Source organism: Pontibacter sp. LHS2 (genome assembly GCF_058932845.1).
The window spans coordinates 402,640-417,015 of sequence record NZ_JBZYWG010000001.1 but is presented as its reverse complement, the minus strand read 5'-3'; the positions used below and the strand labels follow the sequence as shown (position 1 = coordinate 417,015).

The 14,376-nt window shown below is 50.1% G+C and carries 9 protein-coding genes; 6 read left to right on the top strand and 3 right to left on the bottom strand.

The genetic code is table 11. The features are described 5' to 3' along the window. Positions 1 to 130: 130 nt before the first annotated feature. Positions 131 to 1,471 carry a branched-chain amino acid transport system II carrier protein gene (gene brnQ / locus AC5FX6_RS01760; protein WP_493595306.1) on the top strand — a complete coding sequence of 447 codons (1,341 nt, stop codon included), beginning with the start codon at positions 131 to 133 and terminating at the stop codon, positions 1,469 to 1,471. A 144-nt stretch (positions 1,472 to 1,615) separates the two neighbouring features. Beyond that, the gene (locus tag AC5FX6_RS01755) at positions 1,616 to 2,722 is read left to right on the top strand and encodes a pseudouridine synthase (RefSeq protein WP_493595305.1); all 1,107 of its coding nucleotides are present in this window, start codon (positions 1,616 to 1,618) and stop codon (positions 2,720 to 2,722) included. A 179-nt stretch (positions 2,723 to 2,901) separates the two neighbouring features. On the opposite strand, the gene AC5FX6_RS01750 is transcribed toward AC5FX6_RS01755, so the two are convergent. After that, a complete protein-coding gene (locus AC5FX6_RS01750; RefSeq protein WP_493595304.1) occupies positions 2,902 to 3,753 on the bottom strand; it encodes a pirin family protein in 852 nt (283 codons plus the stop codon). 528 nt (positions 3,754 to 4,281) lie between these two features. Further along, positions 4,282 to 4,974 (bottom strand): type 1 glutamine amidotransferase domain-containing protein, encoded by a 693-nt coding sequence (locus AC5FX6_RS01745; protein WP_493595303.1) that lies wholly within the window; start codon positions 4,972 to 4,974, stop codon positions 4,282 to 4,284. Between the two features lie 182 nt (positions 4,975 to 5,156). Here AC5FX6_RS01745 and dinB point away from each other — a divergent pair, with 182 nt between their 5' ends. Beyond that, a complete protein-coding gene (gene dinB, locus AC5FX6_RS01740; protein WP_493595302.1) occupies positions 5,157 to 6,236 on the top strand; it encodes a DNA polymerase IV in 1,080 nt (359 codons plus the stop codon). Position 6,237: 1 nt separating this feature from the next. On the opposite strand, the gene AC5FX6_RS01735 is transcribed toward dinB, so the two are convergent. Beyond that, complete coding sequence (locus AC5FX6_RS01735; protein ID WP_493595301.1) at positions 6,238 to 7,854, bottom strand: tetratricopeptide repeat protein; 1,617 nt, start codon at positions 7,852 to 7,854, stop codon at positions 6,238 to 6,240. Positions 7,855 to 8,168: 314 nt separating this feature from the next. Between AC5FX6_RS01735 and AC5FX6_RS01730 the strand changes: the two genes are divergently transcribed. The 3 genes from AC5FX6_RS01730 to yidC all read left to right on the top strand — a co-directional run bounded on the left by AC5FX6_RS01730 (position 8,169) and on the right by yidC (position 14,341). Then, positions 8,169 to 10,679, top strand: a complete 2,511-nt coding sequence (locus AC5FX6_RS01730; protein WP_493595300.1) for a zinc-dependent metalloprotease — start codon at positions 8,169 to 8,171, stop codon at positions 10,677 to 10,679. A 176-nt stretch (positions 10,680 to 10,855) separates the two neighbouring features. Then, positions 10,856 to 12,469 carry a CTP synthase gene (gene pyrG, locus AC5FX6_RS01725; RefSeq protein ID WP_493595299.1) on the top strand — a complete coding sequence of 538 codons (1,614 nt, stop codon included), beginning with the start codon at positions 10,856 to 10,858 and terminating at the stop codon, positions 12,467 to 12,469. Between the two features lie 30 nt (positions 12,470 to 12,499). Further along, positions 12,500 to 14,341: a membrane protein insertase YidC gene (yidC, locus tag AC5FX6_RS01720; protein ID WP_493595298.1), complete on the top strand. Its 1,842-nt coding sequence runs from the start codon at positions 12,500 to 12,502 to the stop codon at positions 14,339 to 14,341. Positions 14,342 to 14,376: the final 35 nt, after the last annotated feature.

Here is a 14,376-nt window from a genome sequence, read left to right as displayed (position 1 = left end):
TATTCAGACTTGAAAATAGGTCTCAAATTAGCCGGCTCTTACTAAACACAAGATAAATGTAGGTTTTTGGTGAGTTGGATATTTACTTGCAGTTAGATTCATTACATCCTCTCACTGAGTACCAAATATTGTGAAAGTAAGAAGCATCTCTTTTAAAGAAACATTTTTTATAGGTTTAATGCTGTTCGCTATCTTCTTTGGCGCTGGTAACCTTATTTTTCCATTATCCTTGGGTCAGGCTGCTGGCACTGAGCTCACTCCGGCTATCATTGGATTTTTGATGACAGGTGTGGGCCTTCCCTTGTTAGGCGTCATTGCTATTGGTATGTCCAAAAACGAAGATGTGCAGTCTATCTCAGCCAAGGTACATCCCCTGTTTGGATTATTGTTTCCGGTTATAATTTACCTGACTATCGGACCGCTGTTTGCAGTTCCTCGGACCGGCACTGTGTCATACGAAATCGGAATTGCCCCTTTCCTGTCTGAGGGACTGAAAACATCCGGCTGGGGTATGCTGCTGTATTCGGTGGTGTTCTTTACGGTGACCTACTTCTTGGCATTAAACCCAGGCAAGGTGGTAGACCGCATTGGCAAGATGCTGACACCCGTGCTGCTGATCATCCTGACTGCTTTGCTGGTGCAGAATATAATATCGCCGCTGGGATCTGTAACCGAACCACTGGCAGCGTACGAAGCAGCTCCTTTCTTCAAAGGCTTTCAGGAAGGCTACCTGACCATGGATACCATCGGCTCTTTTATTTTTGGCCTGATTGTAATTAACGCCATCCGAGCAAAGGGGGTAGACAGTCCGAAGCAAATCGCCAAAGTCTGCACCACAGCGGGCCTGGTGGCGGCAGCCGGACTTGGTTTAGTATATGTAGGACTGGCTTACTCGGGAGCGACGAGCGTAGAGGCGATCGGCCACTTGGAGAATGGTGGACTTATCATCAGCCAGATATCGCAACTGCAGTTTGGCACCTTTGGAAGCCTGATTCTCAGTGTGGCTATTATCTTTGCCTGCCTCACCACTAGTATAGGGCTTATTGTGGCCTGCTCCAGCTACTTCAACAAACTACGCCCCTCTATCTCCTATAAGAAATATGTATTAGGTCTGACACTGGTGAGTGCCCTGATCTCAAACGTGGGTCTGACGCAGATCATCTCTTTCTCTATACCTGTGCTGGTGGCAATATACCCGATCGTGATCGTCCTGATTACCCTGACCTTGTTTGGCTCCCTGCTTCGTAACAGAAATGCGATCTATACCTGGTCGGTGCTGCTAACGGGTATTGTGAGTGTGGTGGAAGGCCTGGGCGCAGCAGGATTTGAGTTGGGCATCAGCGAAGTGTTCGCCAGGTACCTGCCACTGTTCAGCCTCGGCATGGGCTGGATTGTACCGGCACTTGTAGGTTGTCTCATAGGGTTCGCAGTTTCTATGCGGCAGACTTCCTATGCGCTCGAAAACGAATAGGCGATTCTATATTTAGCTCTCTCAAATATATCAGTTGCCGCAAAGAAGTAGGTAAACCTATATTTTCCCGTAATTTTGCTTCTTCTTAAAGAATTGGCGTAGAAACGTGTGTCGATTAGAGTTTACACGAACGCCTCGAACATCATGGAACCAAAAAGACTAAATAAATTCATCAGCGACTCGGGCTTTTGCTCCCGTCGCGATGCTGACGAGCTGATAGAACAGGGCCGCGTGACGGTGAACGGGAAGATACCGACTGACCCGGGCATGAAAGTGACACCGAAGGACAAAGTACGCATCGACGATGAGATGCTGCGTGTGAAGCAGGAGAAACCGGTATACCTGATCTTTAACAAACCGGCCAACATGTCGGCCACTTCCGACATGGCCGTGCGCGACAATGTGGTACGGGCCATCAATTTTCCGGCTACGCTGGAGCCAACCGCCATGCTGGAACGTGAGGCGGAAGGTATCATTTTCCTGAGCAACGACGGCGACTTTGTGCGCGGCGTGAAGCGTGCGGACAATAAGTTCGAGAAGGAGTATGTGGTGTCGGTCGATAAAACGATCACGGCTGATTTCCTGCACAAAATGAGCGGTGGCGGAGAACCAATACCCGGAGAAGAACGCGTCAACAATTCCGTGTCTAAAGAAAATCAGACAAGATTCCGAATCACCTTAAAGCCGGGCACGGATCACTACCTGAAGCGCATGTGCGAAAGCCTTGGGTATAAGGTGGTGCACTTGCAGCGTGTACGCTTCGGTGAGTTTTCATTGGCTAAATTGCCAACAGGCCATTGGCGCGTACTAACGCCACAGGAAGTCAACAGTCTGACCAGCCTTGTACCCGGCGGTAAGGGAGCGAGCAGCCGAAAGACTTCAGAAAGTAGCTATGACAGACCGGCACGAGGTGAACGTTCCGGGGCAAGAGGCGGCGCTAGAAGCGCTTCATCCAGAAGTGGTGCCTCGGGTGCGCCTTCCAGAGGCGGTGCGGGTCAAGGCCCTGCAAAAGGTGGCAGACCCGGATCTTCAGCCAAAGGAAGCGACGGCACCAGAAGAACAGACGATTCGAGAGATGGTTTTAAAAGAACAAGCACTTCCAGAGACGGCGCTGGTAGTCCGGGCAAGAGCACACGAAGCGGTAGCTTTAAAGGCTCCCCTAAATCTGCACCCGGCAGGAGCGCAACTCCGAAAAGTGGCGGTAAACGCGGTGATGCCCCAAAAGGTGGTGGTCCAAAGCGCGGCAGATAATGATTGAAAGCTAAGTAATTAGCTGATGCTATAATTAAAAGCCCTCTTCCCCGGTCGGGAAAGAGGGCTTTTTTATGCTGTGCCGTGACCGGTCTAAATTTGGTGCACGATTGGACAAGTCGCGACCTGTCCCTACAAGCCTACCGTTAAATTTTTAAACTTTCTAATTTTTTAACATCCTAACTCCAAGTACCCATTTTACCCATTTGGTAGTCGCGGAAAGCCTCACGGATCTCCTCTTCGGTATTCATCACGAATGGTCCATGCGATACGACTGGCTCGTTGAATGGGTGGGCATGGCCGAAGAGAATGTAAGCATCCTCCGTTGCTTCCACTTTCACTTCCTTTCCCTCGTTTGCAAACTCCACCAGCGTTAGTTTTTCAGCCGTCTCGCCGTTGACCTTGACAGCACCGCGCACTACGTAGAAGAAAATGTTGCGCTCCGAAGGGATGTTGTAGACGAACTCACTGCCCTTTTGCATTTCTATGCTCACCATGTGAATATCGCTCAGGTTCTGGATAGGCGCCTGCGCCTCACCCCAGCTACCGGAAATCACGTTTACACGCACCTTGCCATTGTCGAGTTCCACTACCGGAATTTTGTCTTTTTGCAGGCCGATGTACTTTGGAGCGGTCATTTTATGCTCGGCGGGCAGGTTGAACCAAAGCTGCAAGATCTCCAGCGGGCCACCTTCCTTCTTGAACTTGTCAGACGATACCTCTGCATGGATCAAACCACTACCGGCTGTCATCCACTGCACCCCACCTGCTTCAATGACATCCTTCCCTCCGCCCGTGTCCTGGTGCATAATGTCGCCGTCCAGAATGAAGGTCAGTGTTTCGAAGCCGCGGTGCGGGTGCGGACCAAAAGGTAGCCCCCTGTTGCCGGCCTTATATACCTGCGGACCGTGGTGGTTCAGGAACAAGAAGGGATCGATGTACTCTACTTCACGCGTGGGTAAAGCCCGGTAGGTAACCAAGTCATCCATGGGCGCATATACTGCTTTATGTAATTTCTTTATCTTTCGCATAAGGCTTAAATTTCTTTACCGCAAAATAATGTATATACATCAATTACCCTAACACCTACCTGATTGTTTCAGGTGTAGGGCATATTGTGCTGTACTGTAATGCATAGAAAGCTTGGTTCCAGGTACAACTATCCCTTTGAGGATAGATGCGCTCAGTTCTTTTTGTCTCTTGGCTCAGTTCTTTTTGTCTCTTGTAAGGGTCTTGGTTCTGAAGGGTCCCTGCCCCCACAAGAAGCAAAGGTTTAAATACTCTTTAACCTGGATTCTTAACAAAATGACAATCATAGGAATACCTTTCATCTTTTAGATCAAAAGGTATTAAAGTTAAAGGGCAGTCAGGTTATGGCTATATTCAATTCAACTTCCATCACCCCAAACAACAGACTTGGAATTGAGAGATTTGATGTTAAACCTCTGTGAAGCCACGCAGACCTATCAACTTAACATAAAAATCCCACCGCTCCCAGTTAGGAGATAGGTGGGATTTTCACGCTACACTGATAGTAAGGTATACGGAAAACCGTTTGATTAAGCCGCCTTCTCCTTTTTAAGCATTTTCAGCAAGGCTTCTGCCGCTGGCTCTGACGAGGCCGGGTTCTGCCCTGTGATCAGCAAGCCATCTGTGACCACATAAGGCTGCCAGTCATCTCCTTTAGAGTATATACCGCCTAGCTCCTGATAGCGGTCCTCAATTAGAAAAGGTACCACGTCCGTTAACTGCACAGCCTCCTCCTCAGTGTTGGTAAAGCCTGCTACCTTTTTACCTTTCACGAGCGGCTCACCATCCGCACCTTTGGCCTGCATCAGGGCAGCTGGTCCATGGCAAACGGCCGCCACTGGTTTCTGCTGTTTTGCAAATTCTTCGATCAGACGGGTTGAGTCCTTGTCGGTGGCTAGATCCCATAGCGGTCCGTGACCTCCCGGGAAAAATACGGCATCATAATCTTTGGCGCTTACCTCACTCAGTTTTATGGTCTGGGAGAGCTTGTGCTGCAGGTCATCGTCTTCATAGAATCGCCTTGTCGCCTCTGTCTGCGCATCCTTCTCAGTGCTTTTCGGGTCGATTGGTGGTTGTCCTCCTTTTGGGGAGGCGAGCTCCACTTTCACCCCGGCATCGGCCATAGTATAATAGGGAGCGGCAAACTCCTCTACCCAAAAACCGGTTTTCTTGCCCGTGTCGCCGAGTTGATCGTGTGAGGTCAATACAAATAATACTTTCATAGTTCTTTTTGATATTTAAATTGTTGGATGGTCAAATTGATGATTGACAATAATAGATTAACGATCGTCACCGGCTGATTGTTGATGATACTAGAAGGTATAGCGCATAAGCGACTAGACAAGTGAAGGCTGGCTATACCTTTCTAACTTCCTGAACTCTAATTCTCCGTATCTTTGTAGCCATGCATACGCCTATTCGTAAGATCATCCACATCGACATGGACGCCTTTTTCGCTTCTGTGGAGCAGCGCGACAACCCTGAGTTGCGTGGTAAGCCTGTGGCGGTGGGTGGTTCGCGGGCTAGGGGCGTGGTGGCCGCAGCCAGTTATGAGGCTCGCAGGTATGGCGTACACTCTGCGCTTGCATCCAAGATCGCGGCGCAGCGCTGTCCGCAGCTGATTTTTGTGAAACCACGGTTTGAGGTATACAGTGCCGTGTCGCGTCAGATCCGGGAGATTTTTTATTCCTATACTGATCTGGTGGAGCCGCTTTCCTTGGACGAGGCTTACCTGGACGTGACCGAAAACAAGATCGGGATGCCCTCCGCTACCATTATTGCTAACGAGATCAGAGCCAAAATTCAGGAGGAGACCGGCCTGACCGCCTCGGCTGGTGTGTCTTTCAATAAGTTTCTGGCCAAGATCGCCTCGGACATGAACAAGCCCAACGGCTTTACACTGATCACGCCAGACAAGGCCGAGGAAATAGTAGCTGCACTGGCCATCGAGAAATTCTATGGCATTGGGAAAGTGACCGCTGCCAAGTTGCAGAGCATGGGTATACTGACCGGTGCCGACTTGCGGGAGCGTAGCGAAGAAGAACTGGTGCGGCACTTTGGCAAAACGGGGCGTTATTACTACCGCATTGCCCGCGCACAGGACGAACGGGAGGTGCAGCCGCACCGCATCCGCAAGTCCATCGGCTCGGAGCGCACCTTTGAGGTAGACCTGACAGAAGAAGAGGTGATGCTGGCCGAACTCGACAGGCTGGCCAAGGAAGTAGCGCATGACATGGAGCGACTGCAGGCTACGGCCAAAACCATCACGGTCAAGATCAAATATTTTGATTTCAACCAGACCACCCGTAGCAAGACCTTTCTGGGTGAGATCAAGTCAGTGGACGCCATTTTCACCATCGCCCGCGACCTGTTGCGCACGCCTCAGTTGCCAGCCTATCCGGTGCGACTACTGGGTATAACCGCCTCTTCCCTCCTCTACCAGCATGACAAAATGGAGGGTTACCAACTCACAATTGAGTTTTAGCTTACTTTTTGCTGGCGTGTTTTTTGGCAAGTACCCATGTCTCACGGTCTCCATCGGCTTCCGGGCTGATTTCCAGTAACTCTGTATAGTAACTCTTTGCCTTTTGTTTGTCTTTGGCTTTTTCAGCAGAGAGGGCCGCACCATACAGACTATTATAGCGTTTAGGCGACACCTTTAGGCTTGCTTCATAGGCCAGCATGGCTTCAGCAGGCTTTTTGCTCATTAAAAGCATATCACCTAGCAGCTCTCGGGCCGGTAAAACAGCCCCTGGCGTTACAGGATGTTTATCCAACGCATCTTCTTTGTCAGCCGCCTCCCGCATCATGGCCAGCGCTTTGGTTTTATCTCCTCTTTGATATTCCAGCCAGGCTTGTACCGCCATCTGCTGGGCCTCTGCTTGAGCCGCCCAGTATGTATCTCCAGCGCCGCTCAATTGCGTCCGCAATTTGTCTAGCGCCACAATGGCTTCTTCGGCCACTTTGGTGTTACCAGATCGGGCACCTCCAATACCTTTGGCAAAATGCGTAATGGCCTCTGCTCCCGGATAATTGTACCACGTGAAGTTTTCGGGTGAACGTACTGGTAGGGCGGCAGCTTCCGCCCATTTCCCTCGTTCCAGTGCATGGCGGGCAGGTATAGCCGCAAGCGCGTAGGCCGTTGCAAAACTGGGAGCGTAGCCCGCAACACCCTGCAATTTCTCTAATACCTCCTGCGCTTTTTTGTCTCGCCCCTGTTGCAGGTAACCGTATGCCATGTAATCCAAAGCATGCGGGTAGTGCATAGAAACAGCCTCCTTGGATGAATGCCGTAATGCGGCATCGGCGGAACGTATGTTCCAGTCCACGGCGTCAGTCCACTGGCCGAGACGGATGAAGATATGACTTGGCATGTGCAGGGCATGCGGCACATCCGGCGCAATGCGCTCGTACTCCCGCGATACTTTCACAGCTTTGTTCGCCAGCAGAGGGTTGTCGTAGGCGTGGATGATATAATGAAACAGTCCCGGATGGTCGGGATGCCTGGCATGCAGCTGTTCAAGCAGTTCACCAGCTTCTTTCTGTTTTGCAAAAGTTTTATCTGTCTTCGGAGCGGTACCCAGCTGCCCTAAGGCATAAAAAGCCGCTGCCTCTACTTCCTCCGGATGAGCTGCGTAGGCTTCCTTATACCCTGCCTCAAAAGCTTTTAATTGATCTGCATAGCTCGTATTTTCCCAGTTTTCATAAAACCGCGATACCGCTTTAATATAAGTTTTCTCCAGAGCAGTCAGGTTCTTTTGCTGCATCGCCTCCTCTACCGCCGCTTGCCCCTTCCGGAGATGATCATCAGAAGGCCGCTCACCCCAAAGTGGGTGGATGTAGCTCATGGCAATGCCCCACTGAGCCATTCCACAATCCGGCGCAACTTGTGCGGCGGCAGAAAACTCCTGCTCTGCCTGTTCATACATCATGTGATGCATGAGTGCCAGACCAGTATCAAAATGCTTCTGTGCTTCCTCACCACAAGAAGTTTGCAGGTTGACGGTACCGTGTTTGGTCTCATGTCCTTGCGCAGTTAATTCATTAACCGGAGAGACAAAACATAAGCATAAGGCGAGTGCTATAACAAATGATATTCGCATGCTTTTCGGGATAATAGAAGAATAGAGTGCGTTCCAGGAGCAAAGACGATACACGCCGATAGTTAAGTCACTAAATGCTTAACTGAGAGGGAGTCAACTAGAGGTTTTAACAAGGTATAGCCTCATCTAATTTTTTACTCATTCTGCTGGGAATTGTTTATTTTCAGAGCTTTAATAATCCCCTAGCAGGTATAAAAAAATAAGCAGGCATCTCACATTAAACCATTCTTTTCGGGCTTAGTCTTTTATCAGTTACCCTAAACCGGTATATTGTAAAACACTAATCCAAAAACAACCTAATCTTTCACCCCATTATGAGCAAAAATGTACGCTACGCCCGGCTGGCTACACTGCTTCTGGCTGGTGCTCTAGTAGCACCTCCCGCCTTTGCCCAAAGCAAGGAAAAGAAGAAGAAGAAAAAAGCTAAGCAGGAAGTAACCACCACACAGGCTACCCCGGCCACTCCTAAAAAAGACGACAACGGTGTAAAACCTTATGCCAGCGTCATTACCCCGAGTGCCGTAACAGACGAAGGCCTTTTCAAGGTGCACCGCATCGACGAAAAGTACTTCTACGAAATTCCGGACACGCTCCTGAACCGTGACATGCTCATGGTGAGCCGTATCGCCAAGACCGCTACCAACCTCGGTTATGGGGGTGAAGAGCTGAACCGCCAGATGCTGCGCTGGGAGAAAAAGGGCAACCGCATGCTGCTGCGCCTGATCTCTTATCAAAACGTAGCGAGCGACACACTGGAAATCTACCATTCCGTACAGAACTCCAACCTGGCACCTGTGATCCAGGCTTTCGACATCAAGGCCTTCAACAACGGTGCTTCGGTAGTGGAAGTAACTGACTTCTTCTCAAAAGACGTGCAGGCACTTGGCTTGAACAAGCGCCAGCGTGAGGAACATAAAGTGAAGAAACTGGACGATAAGCGCTCTTTCGTGGAGAGTATCAAAAGCTTCCCGCTCAACATTGAGGCACGCTCACTCATGACCTACGAGGCGACTGATCCGCCCGCCAACTCCAATGCTGGAACCATCACTGTAGAGCTCAACCACTCTATGCTCCTGCTGCCTAAAGTACCAATGCCGGCCCGTCGATTTGACGAGCGTGTAGGTTACTTTACACTATCACAGACAGACTATGGCACCGACGAGCAGCGTGCTGCCAAGCGTCGCTACATCGTGCGCTGGAGACTCGAGCCAAAAGACAAGGAGGCTTATGCCCGTGGCGAACTGGTAGAGCCTATCAAGCCGATTGTTTACTACATTGACCCGGCTACGCCGATGAAGTGGCGCCCCTACCTGAAGCAAGGTGTGGAAGACTGGAACAAAGCATTTGAGGCTGCCGGCTTCAAGAATGCCATCATCGCAAAAGACGCCCCTACCCCGGAAGAGGATCCGGAGTTCAGCACCGAAGACGCCCGTTACTCTGTGATCCGCTATTTCTCTTCCGAAACGCAGAACGCCTACGGACCAAATGTGCACGATCCGCGCTCAGGCGAGATCCTGGAAAGCCACATCGGCTGGTATCACAACGTGATGAACCTGCTTCGTAACTGGTACTTTGTGCAGACAGCAGCCGTGAACCCGGATGCACGTGGCATTAAGTTCAAAGATGAAGTGATGGGGGAATTGATCCGTTTCGTATCGGCACACGAAGTAGGCCATACCTTGGGTCTGCCACATAACATGGGCTCTAGTGCCGCCTTCCCTGTGGAAAAACTGCGTGATGCCAAGTTTACCAAGGAAATGGGTACCGCCCCTTCTATCATGGACTATGCCCGTTTCAACTACGTGGCGCAGCCAGAGGACAAAGGTGTGGCGCTCATGCCAGGTATAGGCGTGTATGACAAGCACTCTGTGAAGTGGGGTTACTCGTACTTCCCGGAGATGAACGGATACGATAACGTAGCTAAGCTATCCCAGTGGATTCTGGATAAAGGTGACGACCCGATGTACCGCTTTGGCCGTCAGCAGGGTAACCCGGTAGATCCTTCTTCACAGACTGAAGACTTAGGTGACGATGCCATGCTGGCCAGCCACTACGGTATACTGAACCTGAAGCGCATCATGCCGAACCTGATGGAGTGGACGAAAGAGGAGAACAAAAACTATGACGACTTGCAGGAGATGTATACCCAGGTGCTGGGCCAGTGGAACCGCTACATGGGCCACGTAACGGCTAACATTGGTGGTGTGTACGAAAACTACAAAACCTACGACCAGAAAGGCGATGTGTACGCTGCCGTGCCAAAAGAAAAGCAGCAGCGTGCGATGAAGTTCCTTAACGAGCAGGGCTTCTCTACTCCTACCTGGATGCTGGATCAGAACATCCTCCGTAAGATCGAGTCAGCTGGTGCTGTGGAGCGTGTACGCACGGCACAGGTGAACATCCTGAACAATGTGTTGGAGCCGGGCCGTATGCAGCGCTTGATGGAGTCACAGGCTTCTCTGGGTAGCAGTACCTATACCTTGCCGGAGATGATGGCTGATTTGCGCAATGGCTTATGGTCTGAGATCGGAAGCGGCAAAACGGTGGATATGTACCGTCGTAACCTGCAGCGCGGCTACCTTGACCGCATGGAACATCTGATGAAGGAAGAGCAGCGTTCGGTTCCTAGCGGCGCCCGCGCCTTTATGGGCTTCACGCAGGTAAACGTGTCGCAGTCTGATATCCGTCCGATGGTACGTGGCGAACTGACTGCCTTACGCAACCAGATCAAGGCCTCTCTGCCGAAGACAAAGGATAGCATGACGAAGTACCACCTGCAGGACGCACTGGTGCGCATCGATAACATCCTGAATCCGAAAAGTTAATTTTCGGATAGAATAAAATTGAGAAAGCCCCAATCACCTAGATTGGGGCTTTTTATTTATAGTATCAGTTGAATATTAAGAAAGATATCCTATGCAAAAAACAGAACAATGGGACATCGTACCGCAAAATCAAATATATCTTGTACCTTTGTAGCCCATAAAGTTTAACCTAACTTATGGCTGCTAAATATATTTTTGTTACAGGGGGCGTTACCTCCTCACTCGGTAAAGGTATCATCTCCGCTTCTCTTGCTAAGTTGCTGCAGGCAAGGGGCTTCTCTGTAACAATCCAAAAATTCGACCCTTATATCAACATCGACCCAGGCACGCTCAACCCCTATGAGCATGGCGAATGCTTCGTGACCGAAGACGGCGCCGAGACTGACCTGGACCTGGGCCACTATGAGCGTTTCCTGAATGTGCCTACTTCGCAAGCAAATAATGTGACCACTGGCCGCATTTATTACAATGTGATCACACAGGAGCGTGAAGGTGCCTACTTAGGTAAAACTGTACAGGTTATCCCCCACATCACAGATGAGATCAAGCGCCGCATGCTGCTTTTGGGTGAGTCAGGTGAATATGACATCGTAATCACCGAAATTGGTGGATGCGTGGGCGATATTGAATCCTTGCCATTCATTGAAGCATTGCGTCAGTTGCGCTGGGAACTGGGTGTGAACGAAACCTGTGTGATCCACCTGACACTGGTACCTTACCTGAAAGCAGCCGGTGAGCTGAAGACAAAGCCAACACAGCATTCGGTGCGTGACCTGTCGGAGGCTGGTGTGCAGCCCGACATATTGGTTTGCCGCTCTGAGCACCATATACCGACGGACCTGCGCAAAAAGATTGCCCTGTTCTGTAACGTGAAGCAAAACTCTGTGATCGAGTCAATCGATGCGGAAACAATATATGACGTGCCACTGCTCATGCGCAAGGAGAAATTGGATGAGCGGGTGATCGCGAAGTTGAAACTGCCGCAGCGCGGTGAGCCGGAACTGGAAACATGGAAAGAATTCCTGGGCCGTCTTAAGAACCCGACGGCAGAAGTTACCATTGGCCTGGTGGGCAAGTATGTGGAGTTGCCGGATGCCTACAAGTCAATTGTAGAGTCGTTTGTGCATGCCGGTGCAGCCAACGAGTGCAAGGTAAACATCAAGTGGTTCCAGTCAGAGAACATCAATGACGAGAACGTAGTCAGTCTGCTGCAAGGTATGGACGGTGTGCTGGTAGCGCCTGGTTTTGGTGAGCGTGGCTTCAAAGGCAAACTGGAAGCGATCCGCTTTGTGCGCGAAGCAGGTATACCGTTCCTGGGCATCTGCCTGGGTATGCAGTGTGCTGCCGTGGAGTTTGCCCGCAATGTGCTGGGGCTGGAAGGTGCCGCTTCTACCGAAATGGACCCGAACACGCCTTACCCGGTGATCGACATGATGGAAGACCAGAAAGAGATCACGCAGAAAGGCGGTACCATGCGACTGGGTGCCTATACCTGTGAACTAAAAAAGGGCTCAAAAGCATTTTCTATTTATGGCAAGTCCAAAATATCGGAGCGCCATCGTCACCGTTATGAGTTCAATAATAAGTACTTAGCTGATTACGAACAGGCGGGTATGATCGCCTCTGGCATAAATCCGAATACGGGCCTGGTGGAGGTGATCGAGTTACAGAACCATCCGTGGTTTGTGGCGGCGCAGTACCATCCGGAGCTAAAGAGTACCGTTCTTAACCCGCACCCGCTTTTCGTGAAGTTTGTGAAAGCGGCTATGAATTACACTAAATCGAAGTAAGTAACCAACACACATTATTATTTTTATTAAATGGATAGAAATCAAGCTATTGGCTTTGGATTGATTGCCGTGCTACTGCTGGCTTACTCCTTCTTCTTCTCTGGAACGGGAGATGAAGCCAACACACCGGCCTTTGACCAGACAGCCAAGGTAGAGCAGGTACAGACGGGCCCCGCTCCTGTAGTAGAAGATGACTCACTGGCACAAGTGCGCCGTGCCGCCACCCTGGGCACGTTCAGTGCAGCAGGTACAGGTGAGGCCAGTTCTACAACCCTCGAAAACCAAAACATGACCGTTAGCTTTAACAGCAAAGGCGGCCAGGTAGAGGAAGTAGTCCTGAAGAATTACAAAGACTACAGAGGCAACACGTTGGTGCTGTTCGACCGCGAAAGCAGCCAAACCGATGTGCAGTTCACGACTAATGACGGAAAGAGCATCCGTCTGTCTGACCTGTATTTCACGCCGTCTGATGTACAGACAGTTACGGTGGGTGAAGTGCCTGCCAAGACGATCACGTACCGTGCTGACCTGGGCAATGGCCAAACCATTGACCAGACCTATACCTTGTTTGACAATAGCTTTCAGGTAGGTTATAAGCTGGATTTCAAAGGATTGAACAATCAGATCAGCGGTGACAATGTGACCATGATCTGGAACGACAACCTGAAGCAGCTGGAAAAAGACATCAAGCAGAACCGTGCTAAGTCTACAATCAATTACTATACAGCAGACGAAAGCTTCGATTATCTGTCTATTTCGGAAGGCACTGAGACAGAGACGATCTCTGAGCCGATGAAGTGGGTGGCCAACAAGCAGAACTTCTTTACAGCCGGCATTATCGCTGCGAACACTTTCTCTGGTGCTAAACTAGAGGCTGTAACTAACCCGTCAGACACAGTGGTAGTGAAGACGCTGAGCTCTCAGATCCTGATCCCGACAGCTGACCTGCTGAGCGGTAAGGGTGAATTCACTTACTACTTTGGTCCAAACGACTACAAGATCCTGAAGCACATGGGCAACGAGTTCAACAAGAACCTTGACCTGGGCTGGGGTATCTTCTCTTACGTGAACAAGTGGATCATCATCCCTGCCTTCGACTTCCTGGAGAACTACATTGGCAACTACGGTATCATCATCATGTTGCTGGTGCTTTATATCAAAATGATTCTGTTGCCGCTTACTTACAAATCGTATGTATCGATGGCGAAAATGAAGGTATTGAAGCCAGAGATCGACGCTATAAAAGAGAGTAATGATGGTGACATGCAGAAGACTCAAATGGAAACCATGAAGCTGTACGGCGAAATGGGCGTAAATCCGCTGAGTGGCTGTATTCCGATGCTATTGCAGATTCCGATCCTGTTTGCGATGTTTAACTTCTTCCCGAACTCGATCGAATTGCGCCAGGAGGCATTCCTTTGGGCAGATGACCTTTCTACCTATGACGTGTTCGCCCGTCTGCCGTTTGAGATTCCGTTCTATGGCAGCCACGTGAGTATGTTTACGCTTTTGATGACCGCTTCCACGATCCTCTATACTTGGTCCAACAACCAGATGAACACCATGCAAGGACCGATGAAGATGTACACCTATCTGATGCCGATCATCTTTATGTTCGTGCTAAACTCGTTCCCGGCTGGTCTTTCCTTCTACTACTTTATGTCTAACATGGTGACCTTCGGTCAGCAGGCGGTTATTCGTAAGTTCGTTGATGAAACTAAGATCAGAAGAAAACTGGAGGAGAACAGAGACAAGCGTAAAGAGAAGAAGAAAACAGGTGGTCCGTCATTTACGGAGCGTATGCAAGAGGCCATGCGTGCCGCAGCCGACAAAGAGCAGCAGCGCAAAAACAATCCGAAACTCAAGAAATAAGCACCTGAGTGCCATACCTAACAGAAGGCCCTGAA